The organism is Actinomyces succiniciruminis (assembly GCF_900002405.1).
In the GTDB taxonomy this organism is placed as follows: domain Bacteria; phylum Actinomycetota; class Actinomycetes; order Actinomycetales; family Actinomycetaceae; genus Actinomyces; species Actinomyces succiniciruminis.
Genome location: NZ_LK995497.1, coordinates 1 through 15,523, shown reverse-complemented (window position 1 = coordinate 15,523; position 15,523 = coordinate 1). Strand labels below are relative to the sequence as shown.

The following is a 15,523-nucleotide window of genomic DNA, read 5'->3' as shown; positions in this document are numbered from 1 at the left end:
CTCCCCAGCCACACAGGGCCGGAATCAGCATGTCCAACAAACAGGGCCAAGACCCAACCGAACGTCGAAGTCCTCTGGGTCCAAGGCAGCCAGGGCTCGGCGGATCGTCGACTCACTCGCCATGGGACGGTCGGGGCTGATACCGAGGTCTTGCAGCTGGCTCTCGGTCAGATCACGGGCGTGTTCCCAGATCGCCAACAGGGTGCGGCACCCGGCCAGCACCCCCACCGCCGCCAAAACAAGCAACACATCCAGCCGATGACGGCGCCCGCGCCGATCACGCGGGTCGGGAACCATGGCGAACACCCCCGCCAGGGGCTGGCGCGACAGAGCAGAAGTGGGAGATGATGACATAGCAGCGCGACTCTCCAACAGGCAATGGCTAATTCGACATCCCCATCGTCGCCGGAAAATCAAGCCGCATCCCTGCAAACACACCGAAACCCCTAGACATCAGATAACCGGCGACCGGCTTTGCCGACACCCTGGGCGTCCACAAAGTCCTGCAACCCGGCCTGAAGCAACCGACGGAACACATCATCCTGAGCCAAGTCAGGGTCGGCCAGCACTTCCGCGATCAGCATGGACACGGCAGACTTGCTTGTTGGGCATCCTGGGTGAACCTTCCTAGTGAGTCTTGGTCGAGAATCTGGGCTCCCACGATGCCCCCTACCAGAGGGAACCCCTCGCGGGAATTGCCACCACACTGCGAGACCTACCCTTAGCGTTTGTGCCACCCCTCATATTCAAGGAAGCCTCCATGTCGCAGCTCGGCCATGACTCGTCATCCAGCGCATTCCAGGATCGGTCGCGCACGGGTCGGCAGATCGCACGCAGGCCGAGCGCCGTGTCATCGCTGTCTTTCGCCGCCATCGCCGCCCTGAGCGGGGTTCTCGTCCATCTGAACTGGGATACTCCGCAACGAGCGGTGACGATCGCCGTCGCAATCTCCGCCACGAGCACGGCACTCGCAGTCGCCACCGGCCTGCAGGCCCTGAAGGCGATTGCCGCCGTGGCACTGGGAGTCATGATCGCGGTTGCCCTCACTCATCCCACGGGCATAGCCGGAGCGTGGGTGATCGGCACGGTCCTCTTCTTCGTCCTTGCCCTGCTCCAGCCCCAGCGGCTGCGGGGAAGGCAGGTGCAAGGTTGACCGTGGGCGGTCCCCGCGCACTCGCCGCGATTGCGGTGGCGGAGCCGGTCTTCGCCGTCGCTCGCCTCAGGCACCCGGTCCGACCACGACGCGGCAGCGCTCCTGGGCGGCGAGCTGGGCCGCCAGGGCGCGCACGTCGTCGGCGGTTACCGCGTCCAGGCGGCGCAGGTTCTCCTCCATGGAGCGCAGGCGGCCGGTGACGACCTCGGCGCGCCCCAGCCGCCCCATGCGCGCCAGGGAGTCCTCTCCCCCGAGCACCATGGAGCCGCGGATCTGCCCGCGGGCACGCTCCAGTTCACGCTCGGTGACGCCGTCGGCAGCCAGCGACTCAAACTCGCCGGCCATGACGGTCAGCACCTCATCGACGTCGCCCGGGGCGCAGCCGGCATACAGCCCGAAGGCGCCCGCCCCGGCGTAGGGGGTGTCGAAGGCGTAGGTGGTGTAGGCCAAACCGCGCTTCTCGCGGATCTCCTGGAACAGGCGCGAGGACATGCCGCCGCCGAGGATGGTGGTGAGCACGCTCATGGTCCAGCGGCGCTCGTCCAGCGCCGGAATGCCCTGGCAGGCGAGGTAGACGTGGGACTGCTCGGCCTCCCGGTTCACCGTGATGTCATGAACCGTCAGCTCCGCCACGGGTTCGGTCTCGAAGCGGCGCGGACGCGGGGCGACGGCGCCGCTGGTGTCCCAGCCGGCGGCGGCCAGGTCGGCGGCCACGCGCGCGCAGATCTCGTCGTGGTCGACGGCGCCGGCGGCCGCGACCACGAGCGTGTCGGAGGCATAAGTGCGCTGGTAGTGCTCCCACACGGCGTCGCGGGGCACCGCCGAGACCGTCTCGTAGGTGCCGCCGATGGGGCGCCCCAGCGGGGTGTCGTCACCGAAGGCGGCGCGAGCGAAAGCCTCCTGGGCGATTTCGGCGGGGTCGTCGGCGGCGTCGGCCAGCTCGGAGACGATCACGCCGCGTTCGGTCTCCACCTCGCCCGGGTCCAGGCGGGAGGAGGTGACCATGTCGGCGAGCACGTCCAGGGCGGTCAGGTCGTCCGGGCCGAGCACGCGGGCGTAGTAGGAGGTGTGCTCCTTGGAGGTGGCGGCGTTGGACTCCCCACCGATCATGTCGAAGGCCTCGGCGATGTCGTGGGCACTGCGCGTGGCGGTGCCCTTGAACAGCAGGTGCTCCAGGAAGTGGGTGGAGCCCTCCTGGCCGGCGCGCTCGTCGCGGCTGCCGACGCCGAACCACATGCCCAGTGAGGCCGAGCGCAGTGCGGGCACGTGCTCGGTGATCACCCGCACCCCGCCGGGCAGGATCGAGCGGCGGATCGTGGCTCCGTCGTCGACGAGGCGCAGTTCGGTGCCGGGGGCGCCTGCGGGTGCGCGGTCGAGGGCGGCTTCGGCGAAGCTGGTTTCGGGGCCGGTCGGGGCGGGAGTGGTCACCGCACGAGCCTAGACGACCGACCTCGGCACGTCATTCCTGCCGGTCTCGGACGAGTCCCAGCCACCGTCGGCCGACCCGTCGCCAAAACAATCGACCTCGGCACGTAACGTCAACCGACCTCGGTGAAGAGAGTAGGGGAGGAAGCAAAAAAAGGGGGGCCGGGCTCCGGTTGATCGTCGTGATCGCGCGGAGCCCGGCCCCAGGTTGTCACCGGGTCAACCGGATCGGTCACTCCTCCTCGGAGGCCTCCACGGTGCGCATGCGGCGGCGGCGCGGGCGGCGCTCGCGGCGCTCGCCGTCCTCGTCGGTGCGCTCGCGCCGGCGGCGCGGCCGACGCTCACCGTCGCCCTCACTGCGCTCGGCGCGGCGCGCCTTGGCCTCATCCTCGGCCGCCTGCTGCTCCTCGTTGAGGACGGCGTGCAGGCTGAGCTTGCCGCGCTGGTCGATCTCGGCCAGCTCGACCTCGACCTTGTCGCCCACGCCCAGCACATCCTCGACGTTCTCCACGCGCTTGCCGCCGACCAGACGGCGGATCTGGGAGACGTGCAGCAGGCCGTCCTTGCCGGGGGTCAGCGACACGAAGGCGCCGAAGGTGGTGGTCTTGACCACGGTGCCGACGAAGCGCTCGCCGATCTCCGGCATCTGCGGGTTGGCGATGGCGTTTACGGCGTCGCGGGCGGCCTCGGCGGACGGACCGTCGGAGGCGCCGATGTAGACGGTGCCGTCGTCCTCGACCGTCAGCTCGGCGCCGGTGTCCTCCTGGATCTGGTTGATCATCTTGCCCTTGGGGCCGATGACCTCACCGATCTTGTCCACGGGGATGTGCACGCTCAGCACGCGCGGCGCGGTGGGGGCCATCTCGTCGGGAGAGTCGATCGCCTGGGCGAGGACGTCCAGGATGAACAGGCGGGCGTCGCGGGCCTGGGCGAGCGCACCGGCCAGCACGTCGGAGGGCAGACCATCCAGCTTGGTGTCCAGCTGCAGGGCGGTGATGAAGTCGCGGGTACCGGCCACCTTGAAGTCCATGTCACCGAAGGCGTCCTCGCTGCCGAGGATGTCGGTGAGCGTGGCCCACTTGGTCTCGCCGTCGATCTCCTCGTGCATCAGCCCCATGGCGATGCCGGCCACCGGGGCGCGCAGCGGCACGCCGGCGTTGAGCAGCGACAGGGTGGAGGCACACACCGAGCCCATGGAGGTCGACCCGTTGGAGCCGAGCGCCTCGGAGACCTGGCGGATGGCGTAGGGGAACTCGTCGCGACTGGGCAGTACCGGCACCAGGGCGCGCTCGGCCAGGGCGCCGTGGCCGATCTCCCGGCGCTTGGGGGCGCCGACGCGGCCGGTCTCGCCGGTGGAGAAGGGCGGGAAGACGTACTGGTGCATGTAGCGCTTGTGCTTGAGCGGCGACAGGTCGTCGATCTGCTGCTCCATGCGCAGCATGTTCAGGGTGGTCACGCCCATGATCTGGGTCTCGCCGCGCTCGAAGATGGCCGAGCCGTGCACGCGGGGCAGCACCTCGACCTCGGCGGCCAGGGTGCGGATGTCCTTCAGGCCGCGGCCGTCCATGCGCACGCCCTCGGTGAGGGTGCGGTGGCGCACGAGCTTCTTGGTGACGGAGCGGAAGGCGGCCTTGAGGGCCTTGGCGTCCTCCTCGGCCGGGTAGGCCTCGGCCAGGTCGGCGAGCACCGCGTCGCGCACGGAGTCGGTGGCCTCGTCGCGGGCCTGCTTGCCCTCGGTGGCGATGGCGGCGGCCAGGTCGTGGGCCTCGGCGGCCTTCTCGACGGCGTCGTACTGCTCGTCGGTGTAGTCCAGGTACAGGGGGAAGTCGGCGGTGGGCTTGGAGGCGTGCTTGGCGACCTCCATCTGGGCCTCGCACAGCACCTTGATGTGCGGCTTGGCGGCCTCCAGGGCCTCGGCGACGACGGCCTCGGTGGGGGCGGTGGCGCCGGCGGCGATCAGGTCCCAGGCGTTCTCGGTGGCGCCGGCCTCGACCATCATGATGGCGACGTCGCCGTCCTCCAGCACGCGCCCGGCCACCACCATGTTGAAGGTGGCGCGCTCAAGCTCGGAGTAGCGGGGGAAGGCCACCCAGCGCCCGTCGATGAGGGCCAGGCGGGTGCCGGCGACGGGGCCGGAGAAGGGCAGGCCCGCGATCTGGGTGGACATGGAGGCCGCGTTGATGGCCAGGACGTCGTAGGCGTCGTCGGGGTGGATGGACAGCACGGTCTCAACCACCTGCACCTCGTTGCGCAGGCCCTTGACGAAGGAGGGGCGCAGCGGACGGTCGATCAGACGGCAGGCGAGGATGGCGGAGGTGCCGGCGCGGCCCTCACGGCGGAAGAAGGAGCCGGGGATGCGGCCGGCGGCGTACTGGCGCTCCTCCACGTCCACGGTGAGCGGGAAGAAGTCGAACTGGTCCTTGGGGTGCTTGCCCACGGTGGTGGCCGACAGCACGGTGGTCTCACCGTCCAGGTAGGCCATGGCGCTGCCGGCGGCCTGCTTGGCCAGGCGCCCGGTCTCGAAGCGGACCACGCGCTTGCCGAAGGGGCCGTTGTCGATCACGGCCTCGGCGGCCGTGACCTCGGGGTCATCAAGGAACATATGTTGCGTGTCTCTTTCTGTGTCGATCGTTAGGCCGACCGTGGCCTTCGATCGAGGCCCACGGAGCTGCGCACGCGCTGGTCCGGAGGCCACCACCGAAAACCGACGGGCCGTGCCGTCCGGTTACCGGGTCTGTCCCGGCCACCGGGTCCACTCCCCGTAGCTGCCTTCCGGGCCGACGACGCCGCTGCCGGCGCCATCCGCGTCCGGTAGTGCGGGCTGTTCCGGAACCGATCCGGGATGGCGTGTTCGGCGGAGCACCTGCCGGCGCCCGGAAAACCCACTGCCACTGCCGCTAGCTTGAGGACGGACGGCTAGATCCTACCGTGGCGCCCGCGCGCGCGGGGGTGACGGAACGGCCGGGAGACGTGAAATAGGACGCGCCGAGGGCTCGGGACTTTCGTGCCTTCCATTTGAGGCAAGCCTTATGCAATCGTTTCAACTGCGTGGTGGTGGATCACCCACCTCGTCTGCCGGCCACGCGCCGGCGATCCGAAACCCAAGGGAGCGTTTTATGACCTACCGCATGATCTTCAACCAGACCGGCTACTTCGGACGCGGCGCCATCGCCAACATCCCCACCGAGATCACCGCCCGTGGACTGAGCAAGGCCTTCATCGTCACCGACCCGGTCCTGGCTGAGAACGGCACCGCCGCGCGCATCACCGACCTGCTCGACGCCGCAGGCATTGCCTGGGAGATCTTCTCCGACGTCGTGCCCAACCCGCCGGTGGAGAAGGTGCAGGCAGGTCTGGCCGCCTTCCGCAACTCGGGCGCCGACATCCTCATCGGCCTGGGCGGCGGCAGCCCGCAGGACACCTGCAAGGCGATCTCGGTGATCGCCACCAACCCCGAGTTCGAGGACGTGCTCAGCCTGGAGGGGGCCTCCCCCACGAAGCACCCGGGCACGCCCATCATCGGGTTGCCCACCACCGCGGGCACCGCCTCGGAGACCACCATCAACTACGTCATCACCGACACCGCGAACCAGCGCAAGTTCGTGTGCGTCGACCCGCACGACATCCCCGTGATCGCCGTGGTGGATCCCGACCTGATGGACGGCATGCCGCGTGGGCTGAAGGTCGCCACCGGCCTGGACGCCCTCACCCACGCCATCGAGGGCTACATCACCCCCGGTGCCTGGGAGCTGTCCGACGCCCTGTGCCTGCGCTCCATCCAAATGATCGCGAAGAACCTGCGTAAGGCGGCCGAGGGCGACGCCGACGCCGTGGAGCAGATGGGGCTGGCCGCCTACATCAACGGCATGGCCTACTCCAACGTGGGCCTGGGCCTGGTGCACGGCATGGCGCACCCACTGGGCGGCCGCTACAACGCTCCGCACGGAGTGGCCAACGGCATCCTGCTCGCCCCGATCATGGCCTACAACGCCGAGTACACCGGCGAGAAGTACCGTGACATCGCCGAGGCCTTCGGCGTGGCCGACGCGCAGACCATGCCGCTGGACCAGGCGCGCCAGGCCGCCGTCGACGCCGTCGCCCAGCTGACCCGCGACCTGGGCAACCCCACGCGCATCAGCGAGGTGGGCGTGGACGAGTCCGGTATCGCCGCGCTGACCGAGGACGCCTTCGCCGACGTGTGTACCCCCGGCAACCCGCGCCCGGCCACCCGTGAGAACATTGAGGCGCTGTACCGCTCACTGCTGTGAGCCGCGCCGGACGCGTCGATACCGCCTGGTGGACGTCGGCGCGCCCCGCCCTCAGGCTCTTCGTGTTCGAGAGGGTGTGGTGGTGTGGGTGGCCCCGTGGGCGACGGTTCAGCACTTCACGTGACGATTCGGCACTCGGCTCGGACGCTTCGGCACTCGTGGCGACGGTTCGTACCCCGGGGTGCCGAACCGTCGAGAAGAAGTACGAACCGTCGTCCTGAAGGTACGAACCGTCAGGTCCCGCCCCGCCGGAGTGGGCACCGCGGGGGGCTTGGTGCGAGATCAATTCGCCCAGAGTCCGGCAGCGCATGGCCGGACAACTACCACGCGCCGGGCCCCGGTCTCCACTGTGGAGACCGGGGCCCGTTGTGTAGTCCTGGCGCGCTGTCGCTCAGCGGCGGATGCCGAGGCGGGCGATGAGCTTGCGGTAGCGCTCGATGTCCTCGCGCTCGAGGTAGTCCAGCAGGCGGCGACGCTTACCGATCAGCAGGTACAGGCCGCGGCGCGAGTGGTGGTCGTGAGCGTGGGTCTTGAAGTGCTCGGTGAGGTTGGAGATCCGCTCGGACAGGATGGCGACCTGGACCTCCGGGGAGCCGGTGTCGCCCTCGTGGGTGGCGTACTCGGCAATGAGCTCCTGCTTGCGTTCGGGGGAAATCGACACGATGACTCCTGATCTTCTCGTTGCGCGGAGCGCCGGGGCTGGTTCTCCCGGGCATGACACTCCCGCGGCCGATCGACGGCTGGGCAACCATATCAGCCGCGGGCCGTGCCCCTCGCCCACCGGCCGGTGGCATCGGGCACATGCAGCCGGCCCCGCCGCCTATACTGGCGTTACCTGCAGCACCGCAAACATCGTTGTTTCCCTGAGGAGTCCCCTTGCTATCCCCTGCGCAGCAGTCATTGAAACCCTCCGCACGTATTCGGCCTGTGCTCGTATCGCTCATCGCCGCGCTGGTTGTGCTCGCCCCGGTCGCGGTCACCGGATGCGGTGCCGAGCCCACCTCGTCAAGCACCGCCGGCGCCGACAGTTCCGGCACCGGCACCATGGTGTCGCCTTGCAGCCGCACGCTGTCGGGCACGCAGACCGTCGACGTCGTCTTCGAGGACGAGACCTACCCGGTCCGCGTGCACGTGCCCGAGGGTGCCGACCCCGATACCCCTCTCCCCCTGGTCCTTGACCTGCACGGCTCCAACTCCAACGGCGTCTCCCAGGCACAGATCAGCGAACTCGATGCCGTGGCCGACGCCGACGCCGACGGATTCATCGTCGCCGAGCCCACCGCCGCCATCGCCCTGGACACCGACGACCCGCTGCCCGACGGCAACTGGGCCTGGAACGTGCCCGGCGTGCCCACCACCGCCGGCGAGTACCCGGCGGACGACGCCCGCGACGACGTCGCCTTCCTGACCACGGTTGTCGAGTCCCTGTCGGAGCAGGCCTGCGTGGACCCCAACCGCATCTACGCGACCGGCTACTCCGGGGGCGGCCGCATGGCCAGCGCCCTGGCCTGCGAGCGCCCCGATTTGATCGCCGCCATCGCGCCCGTCGCGGGTCTGCGCGCCGGCAAGGCCACCGCGGACGACTTGACCACGATCGACCCCTCGAGCTGCACCCCGGACCAGCCGGTCTCCGTGCTGACCTTCCACGGCACCGACGACGTGGTCAACCCCTATGACGGCAACGACGATCCCCGCTGGGGCTACGGCGTCGAGACGGCCGTAAGCACCTGGGCGGAGCTGGACGGCTGCACCGCCGAGCCCACCACCGACCAGGTGAGCGACCACGTGTCCCTGACCCGCTACGGCTCCTGCGAGAGCGGCACCGAGGTGGGGCTGTACACGGTGGACGCCGGCGGTCACACCTGGCCCGGCACGAGCGCGGACCTGTCCGCCCTGGGCACGATCACTCAGGAGATCAATGCCTCGCAGTTGATGTGGGAGTTCTTCTCCGCCCACCCGCGGCAGTGATGCCCCGAGCGGAGCGGCATCGCCCAGTGTCGGCGTCACCCTGCCGTCACAGGGCGGTGACGTCCTCGGGGCGGATGGGCTCGGGCACGGGCACGTCCAGCACCGCGGCGGTGTCGATCACGTCCTGCCGCATCTGCGCCAGCAGCGGCTCCAGGCCGTCGAAGGCGAGCATGGGGCGCAGCCGCTCCACCAGTTCGATCACCACGACCTCCCCGTACAGGTTCAAGTCCGCGCGCCCCAGCACATGCGCCTCCACGGTGCGGTCGGGCACGTCGTCGAAGGTCGGGTTGGTGCCGATGGAGATGGCGGCGGGCAGGCGCTTCTCCCCCGCGGCGCCGGCCACCCCCGCCTGGGGGGAGCGCACCAGCCAGCCCGCGTAAACACCGTCGGGCGGGACCACGCCGGCGGTGGCGGCGTCCAGGTTCGCGGTGGGGAAGCCGAGTTCGCGGCCGCGGCGGTGGCCGTGGATGACCGTGCCGCGCAACCGGTGGACGTGGCCGAGGACCTCGGCGGCGCCGCGCATGTCGCCGGCCTCCAGCAGTTCACGCACCCAGGTGGAGGACCAGCGGCGACCGGTGGGGGCGACGACGTCGGAGACGATCTCCACCTCCACGCCGTCGGCGCGCCCGATCCGGCGCAGGGTGGCGGCGTCGCCGCTGTTGCCGCGGCCGAAACGCACATCGTCACCGACCACGATCGCGCGGGCCCCAAGCAGACCCTCGAGCCAGTCGCGCACGAACTCCTCCGGCCCCTGGTCGGCGAAGTCGAGGGTGTAGTGGACCACGAGCACCGCATCCAAGCCGGTGGCCGCCAGGGACTCCAGGCGGTCGGCGAGCGAGGTGATCAGTGGCAGCCGTGTGGCGGGGCGGTGTACCGCCGCCGGATGCGGGTCGAAGGTCAACGCGATGGCGCGCGGCCGACGCCCGTCGGGGGTGGCCGCATGGTGGGCGCGCTCCACGACGCGGGCGAGGATCGCCTGGTGGCCGCGATGCACGCCGTCGAACACGCCTACGGTGACGATGCTGCCGGGGCCGGAGGGATCCCTCAGGGCTGCCGGCACCTGCTCGGCTCCATACCAGATCTCCACGGTGCGCCGCCTCAGTCCGCGTCGCCGAGGTGCCGCGGGATGTGGGCGATCGTGGTCTGGTTCAAAGGTGTCTCCTGGGTTGTGGGTGTCCGGGTGCGGCGCGGAGGCGGCCGCATCAGTTCGACAGCACGAGCACGGGACGGGCGTGTTCGCCCTTGTGTGCCAACAGTGCCACGAGCCCGCCCGCCGGGTCGAACCCGGCGGCCACGCCCGGCGCGGCGGCCTTGGAAATAACCCGATGCCCCGGGGGCTGTGCCCGGTCGAGCACCGCGGCGGGCAGGGGCTGCCCGTGGCGCAGGGCGCGCGCCTCGACCTCGTCCAGGGCGACGGCGGGGAAGCAGCGGCGGGCCACGGCGGCCAGGGGCAGCACGGGCAGGGTCTGCCCGGCGGCGACGACGGCGGACAGGGAGGCGATGGTCGCCGCCTCGGCGACCGAGAAGGGACCCACCTCGGTGCGGCGCAGCGCGGTCAGGTGCGCCCCACAGCCCAAGGCGGTGCCGAGGTCACGCGCCAGGGCGCGCACATAGGTCCCCGAGGAGCAGTGCACCTCCAGGTCGACGTCGACCACGGCGGTGCCGTCAGCGGCGGTCGTCGACCGTGGGGCTCCGCTGCGGGTGAGGGCGTGGATGGTGACCGGACGAGCCGGCAGGTCGACGTCCTCCCCACCGCGCACGCGCGCATAGGAGCGCACGCCGTCGATCTTGATGGCCGATACCGCGGAGGGCACCTGCATGATTTCGCCGGTCAGGGAGGCCAGGGCGGTGTCGATCCGGGCGGTCAGGTCGGGGCCCGGCGGGCAGCCGGCGGCGGACGTGAACTCGCCGTCGGCGTCCTCGGTGAGGGTGGTCTGCCCCAGGCGGGCCGTGGCCCGGTAGGTCTTGTCGGCGCCGACCAGGTAGGTCAGGAACCGGGTGGCCCGACCGATGCCGAGCAGCAGCACCCCGGTGGCGGCAGGATCCAGGGTGCCGGCGTGGCCGACCTTGCGGGTGGCGGCCAGGCGGCGGGTCATGGCGACCACGTCGTGGCTGGTGACGCCGGCGGGCTTGTCCACCACCAGCAGCCCATCCGGGGAGGTGACGGAGCCGCGGGGGACGTCGATGCGCCGTCCGGTGGGTCGGCCTGCGGGGTTGCTCACGCCCCGGTCCCCTCCTCATCGGCGTCGGCTTCGGCCGGCTCGTAGTCATCGTGGTCGATGGCCTCGTAGTCGTCCTGGTCCGCGTCACCTGCCGCCTGCGCCGGGTCGTCATTGTCTGCGGCGTAGTCGTCCCCCTCGTCTTCGTCGTCGTGGCGGTAGGGGTCGGCGTCGCCGGCGTAGGTGGCGCCCGCGTAGGTGCGGGCAATCTGTTCGTCGCGGGCGCGTGCCTGGGCGAGGGCGTCCTCGAAGGCCTGCGCCTGCGTGGGCAGCGTGTCAAGCTGGAAGGCGATCGACGGGGTCAGCCGAATGCCGAGCGCCCGACCGACCTCGGAACGGATCAGGCCGGTGGCCGAGCGCAGGGCGGCGGCCGTCTCCTCGCGCTCCTCGTCGGTGCCGTAGACGGTGTAGAAGATGGTCGCCTGCTGCAGGTCACCGGTGACGCGCACGTCGGTGATGGTGACGAAGCCGATCCTGGGGTCCTTGATCCTGCCCTGCAGGAGGCGGGCGACGGTCTGTTGAATACGGTCAGCGACCTTGCGGACGCGGGCGGCGTCGGCCATGGGGGCTCCTTAAGGATCGACTACTGGTGGTTCGGGTCACGGCTGCAAGTACCGCGCTGACGGCGCCCGCACCGTGTACCGGAAACCGGCGGACGGATCATTGTGCACCACCGCCCGCGCGATCGCCAGAGCTCCGGGCCGCGTCTCATACACGAGTTCGTCTCACATACACGAGTCTTGGAGGTTTGCAGGCGCCGGGCACGTGCAAACCTCCAAAACTCGTGGTCATGACGCAAACACGTGTTCATGGCGTCGGGCGCGCTAACGTTCCTGCCGACATCCCAACTCCTGCGGGCGCCATGCCGCGCGAATCATGCTCGTGCGCACTGCCTCCCGCCGAATAGGAAAGCCACACGTGACCGACTCCGCCTCCCCCGCCTCCGAGTCTCATGCCGCCGTCGCAACGCCGGCACCAGCGCGAACCGCCGCCGCCACCGGGGACGCCTCCGGCGTGGCGATGGTGCTCGGCTGCTACCTGCTGTGGGGCCTGTTCCCCCTGTACTTCCGCCTGCTGCAGGACGCCGGCAGCGTGGAGATCATCGGGCATCGCCTGGTGTGGACGCTGGCCACCTGCCTGGGACTGACCGCGCTGCGCCGCTCCTGGCCTGCCCTGCGCACGGCGGTCGCGACGCCGCGAGTCCTGGGCACGCTCGCGGCCAGCGGACTGCTGGTGTCGGTGAACTGGCTGGTGTACGTCTACGCGGTCAACTCCGGCCGTACCGCGGATGCGGCCCTGGGGTACTTCATCAACCCGCTGGTAACGGTGGTGCTCGCGGCGATCTTCCTGGGTGAGCGGCTGCGCCGGGCCCAGGGTGTCGCCGTCGGCATTGCGGTGGTGGCGATCACCGTGCTGGTGGTGGCGCAGGGATCACTGCCGTGGATCTCGCTGTCGCTGGCGCTGTCCTTCGGCCTGTATGGGCTGGTGAAGAAGCGCGTCGGCGGGAGGGTGGACGCGCTCACCGGACTCACGGTGGAGAGCGGCTGCATGACGCCGGTGGCGCTGGCCTACTTCGCCTGGCTTTACGCGGGCGGGCACGGGGCACTGCAGGGGGCTACGGCGTCTGCGGGCCTGGCCGCGGGACTGGTGCTGGCGGGCCCGGTGACGGCCACGCCGTTGCTGCTGTTCGCCGCGGGCACGCGCCGGGTGCCGCTGTCCATCGTGGGGCTCAGCCAGTACATCACCCCGGTCATGCAGTTCCTGCTCGCCTGGGCGGTGTTCCACGAGGAGATCTCGCCGGCACGCTGGGTCTCGACGGCGCTGGTGTGGGTCGCGGTGGTCGTGTTCGTCACCGACCTGCTGTGGCAGCTGGCGCGCCGGCCGCGCCCTGGCAAGCATTAACGCTTCACGGAGGCCCGATTGCGCCCGGCTCTCAGCCGAGCAGGTTGAAGACTCCACCACCATCCTTGCCGTGCTTGTCATCGGTGGCCGGATGACGCGGCCGGGCCGAACCGCCCGGCGGCAGTAGCCCGACACTTGACCGCCGCCCCGCGACACGCTGCTCTGAAGCACCACACCCACACGAATTACCCAGACACGCCGCCTAGAACACCACGCTCACGCCAATGCCCCAGTCTTAAGCCCGGGTGTCCGGGAGCCAAATGACGCCGGTGCCACCACTCCCGAAGGAGTCGGCGGCACCGGCGTCATTTCTACCGGTCGCGGCGCGTAACAAGTGCCGGTCTCGGTGTGTTAGCCGGCGGCGGTCCCGACGGTCAGTCGCGGGGCTTCTCGCGCATCTCCCAGGTCTCGATGACGTCGCCCTCGGCGATGTCACGGAAGCTGAGGTTGATACCGCATTCGTAGCCCTCGCGGACCTCGGTGACGTCGTCCTTCTCGCGGCGCAGCGTCTCCACCGTGAGGTCCCCGTTCACCACGACGCCGTCGCGCACCAGGCGGGCCTTGGCGCCGCGCTTGATGACGCCGGAGCGGACGATCGAACCGGCGATCGAGCCGAACTTCGAGGAGTGGAAGACCTGGCGGATCTCCGCCGTGCCCAACTCGACCTCCTCGTAGACCGGCTTGAGCATGCCCTTCAGGGCCGCTTCGACATCCTCGATGGCGTTGTAGATGACCGTGTAGAACTTCATGTCGACGCCCTCGCGGTCGGCCAGCTCGGCCACACGCACGGCGGGGCGCACGTTGAAGCCGATGATGACGGCGGAGTCCACCGTGGCCAGGTTGACGTCGTTCTGGGTGACGGCGCCGACGCCGCGGTGGATGACCCGCAGGGCCACCTCGTCGCCGACGTCGATCTTGAGCAGCGAGTCCTCCAGCGCCTCGACCGCACCCGAGCTGTCGCCCTTGAGGATGAGGTTGAGGGTGTCGACCTTGCCCTCCTTGAGGACATCGGTGAGGTTCTCCAGGGAGACGCGCTTGCGGCGCTTGGCCAACTCCGCGGCGCGCCCGGCGGCCTCGCGTCGGTCGGCGATCTGCCGAGCGGTGCGGTCGTCGGGAGCGACGATGAAGGAGTCGCCCGCGCTGGGCACGTTGGTCAGCCCCAGCACCTGGGCGGGCCGGGCCGGGCCGGCCTCCTCCAGCGGGTTGCCGTACTCGTCGAACATGGCGCGCACGCGCCCATAGGCGCTGCCGGCGACGATCGGGTCGCCGACGTGCAGGGTGCCGCGCTGGACCAGCACGGTGGCGACGGCACCGCGGCCCCGGTCCAGCTTCGCCTCCACGGTGACGCCGCGGGCGTCCGTGTTCGGGTTGGCGCGCAGGTCGAGGGCGGCGTCGGCGGTCAGCAGGACCGCCTCCAGCAGGCCGTCGATGTTGGTGCGCTGCTTGGCGGAGATGTCGACGAACATGGTGTCGCCGCCGTACTCCTCGGGTACCAGACCATACTCGGTGAGCTGGCCACGGATCTTCTCCGGGTTGGCGCCCTCCTTGTCGATCTTGTTGACGGCCACGACGATCGGCACACCGGCCGCCTGGGCGTGGTTGAGGGCCTCCACCGTCTGCGGCATGACGCCGTCGTCGGCGGCCACCACCAGGATGGCGATGTCCGTCACCTCGGCACCACGGGCACGCATGGCCGTGAAGGCCTCGTGACCGGGGGTGTCGATGAAGGTGATCGGTCGGGTCTCATCACCCAGGTGCACCCGCACCTGGTAGGCGCCGATGGACTGGGTGATGCCGCCGGCCTCGCCGGCGACCACGTCGGTGGAGCGGATGGCGTCCAGCAGCTTGGTCTTACCGTGGTCGACGTGGCCCATGACCGTGACCACCGGCGGGCGCGGCAGCAGTTCGGCGTCGTCCTCGCCGGCCTCCTCGGCCTCCAGGTCAATGTCGAAGGACTCCAGCAGCTCGCGGTCCTCATCCTCGGGCGAGACGATCTGGACGTCGTAGCCCAGTTCGGCCCCCAGCAGGGCGAAGGTGTCCTCGTCCAGCGACTGGGTGGCCGTGGCCATCTCCCCGAGGTGGAACAGGACGGTCACCAGCGCTGCCGGGTTCGCGTTGATCTTCTCCGCCAGGTCGGTCAGTGTGGCGCCCTGGCGCACACGCACCGGGGTGGAGCCATCGCCGCGGGGGACGACGACGCCGCCGATCGTCGGCGCGCTCTGCTGCTCGAATTCCTGGCGCTTGGCCCGACGCGACTTACGGCCGCGCGGGGCGCCGCCACCGCGGCCGAAGGCGCCCTGGGTGGAGCCGCGACCGCCACGGCCGCCCCGGGGACCGCCGAAGCCGCCACGGGGACCGCCGCCGCCGGAACCTCCACGACCGCCGGAGCCGGGGCGACCGCCACGGCCGCCCTGACCGCCGCGGGCGGGCGCACCGGGACGCCCCACCGAGGAGCGGCCCGGCATCATGCCCGGGTTGGGGCGCGGACCACCGGAACGCGGGCCCGGACGCGGGCCACCCTGACCCGAGCGCGCGCCCTGCGGACGCGGGCCACCCGAACCGCCGGGGCGCGGGCCGCCACTACCGCC

At 70.4% G+C, this 15,523-nt stretch carries 13 protein-coding genes; 4 read left to right on the top strand and 9 right to left on the bottom strand.

Annotated features, from left to right (window positions below; all coding sequences use genetic code 11):
* Positions 1–24 precede the first annotated feature (24 nt).
* A complete protein-coding gene (locus BN1056_RS15055) occupies positions 25–297 on the bottom strand; it encodes a transposase family protein (RefSeq protein ID WP_425306114.1) in 273 nt (90 codons plus the stop codon).
* A gap of 149 nt (positions 298–446) precedes the next feature.
* Positions 447–590, bottom strand: coding sequence for a hypothetical protein (locus tag BN1056_RS06855; protein ID WP_210579984.1), 144 nt, complete (start codon positions 588–590; stop codon positions 447–449).
* 257 nt (positions 591–847) lie between these two features.
* Here BN1056_RS06855 and BN1056_RS06850 point away from each other — a divergent pair, with 257 nt between their 5' ends.
* Positions 848–1,153 (top strand): hypothetical protein, encoded by a 306-nt coding sequence (locus BN1056_RS06850; RefSeq protein WP_210579983.1) that lies wholly within the window; start codon positions 848–850, stop codon positions 1,151–1,153.
* 66 nt (positions 1,154–1,219) lie between these two features.
* Here BN1056_RS06850 and BN1056_RS06845 read toward each other — a convergent pair whose 3' ends face one another.
* Positions 1,220–2,581, bottom strand: coding sequence for a M16 family metallopeptidase (locus BN1056_RS06845; protein ID WP_210579982.1), 1,362 nt, complete (start codon positions 2,579–2,581; stop codon positions 1,220–1,222).
* A 229-nt stretch (positions 2,582–2,810) separates the two neighbouring features.
* Entirely contained in the window at positions 2,811–5,180 is a 2,370-nt protein-coding gene (locus BN1056_RS06840; protein WP_210579981.1) for a polyribonucleotide nucleotidyltransferase, read from the bottom strand.
* Positions 5,181–5,694: 514 nt separating this feature from the next.
* Between BN1056_RS06840 and fucO the strand changes: the two genes are divergently transcribed.
* Positions 5,695–6,846, top strand: coding sequence for a lactaldehyde reductase (fucO, locus tag BN1056_RS06835; protein ID WP_210579980.1), 1,152 nt, complete (start codon positions 5,695–5,697; stop codon positions 6,844–6,846).
* Positions 6,847–7,237: 391 nt separating this feature from the next.
* Here the strand turns inward: fucO and rpsO are convergent, their stop codons facing one another.
* A complete protein-coding gene (gene rpsO, locus BN1056_RS06830; protein WP_073333012.1) occupies positions 7,238–7,507 on the bottom strand; it encodes a 30S ribosomal protein S15 in 270 nt (89 codons plus the stop codon).
* Positions 7,508–7,773: 266 nt separating this feature from the next.
* Between rpsO and BN1056_RS06825 the strand changes: the two genes are divergently transcribed.
* Positions 7,774–8,814, top strand: a complete 1,041-nt coding sequence (locus BN1056_RS06825; protein ID WP_244671564.1) for an extracellular catalytic domain type 1 short-chain-length polyhydroxyalkanoate depolymerase — start codon at positions 7,774–7,776, stop codon at positions 8,812–8,814.
* A gap of 46 nt (positions 8,815–8,860) precedes the next feature.
* On the opposite strand, the gene BN1056_RS06820 is transcribed toward BN1056_RS06825, so the two are convergent.
* The 3 genes from BN1056_RS06820 to rbfA form a co-directional block, all read right to left on the bottom strand.
* Positions 8,861–9,901, bottom strand: coding sequence for a bifunctional riboflavin kinase/FAD synthetase (locus tag BN1056_RS06820; RefSeq protein WP_210579978.1), 1,041 nt, complete (start codon positions 9,899–9,901; stop codon positions 8,861–8,863).
* Between the two features lie 115 nt (positions 9,902–10,016).
* Positions 10,017–11,036: a tRNA pseudouridine(55) synthase TruB gene (gene truB / locus BN1056_RS06815; RefSeq protein WP_210579977.1), complete on the bottom strand. Its 1,020-nt coding sequence runs from the start codon at positions 11,034–11,036 to the stop codon at positions 10,017–10,019.
* Positions 11,033–11,596: a 30S ribosome-binding factor RbfA gene (rbfA, locus tag BN1056_RS06810; protein WP_083565918.1), complete on the bottom strand. Its 564-nt coding sequence runs from the start codon at positions 11,594–11,596 to the stop codon at positions 11,033–11,035. The genes truB and rbfA overlap by 4 nt, the downstream gene beginning before the upstream one ends.
* A gap of 355 nt (positions 11,597–11,951) precedes the next feature.
* Here rbfA and rarD point away from each other — a divergent pair, with 355 nt between their 5' ends.
* The gene (gene rarD / locus BN1056_RS06805) at positions 11,952–12,935 is read left to right on the top strand and encodes an EamA family transporter RarD (protein ID WP_244671563.1); all 984 of its coding nucleotides are present in this window, start codon (positions 11,952–11,954) and stop codon (positions 12,933–12,935) included.
* 374 nt (positions 12,936–13,309) lie between these two features.
* On the opposite strand, the gene infB is transcribed toward rarD, so the two are convergent.
* Positions 13,310–15,523 (bottom strand): translation initiation factor IF-2 (infB, locus tag BN1056_RS06800; RefSeq protein ID WP_425306113.1); only part of this gene is annotated, 2,214 nt, incomplete at its 5' end.

What these genes read in the sequence shown, in the direction of transcription:
- BN1056_RS15055 (WP_425306114.1), bottom strand. Translation starts at nt 297, where the DNA reads ATGGTTCCCGACCCGCGTGATCGGCGCGGGCGCCGTCATCGGCTGGAT.
- BN1056_RS06840 (WP_210579981.1), bottom strand. Translation starts at nt 5,180, where the DNA reads ATGTTCCTTGATGACCCCGAGGTCACGGCCGCCGAGGCCGTGATCGAC.
- fucO (WP_210579980.1), top strand. Translation starts at nt 5,695, where the DNA reads ATGACCTACCGCATGATCTTCAACCAGACCGGCTACTTCGGACGCGGC.
- rbfA (WP_083565918.1), bottom strand. Translation starts at nt 11,596, where the DNA reads ATGGCCGACGCCGCCCGCGTCCGCAAGGTCGCTGACCGTATTCAACAG.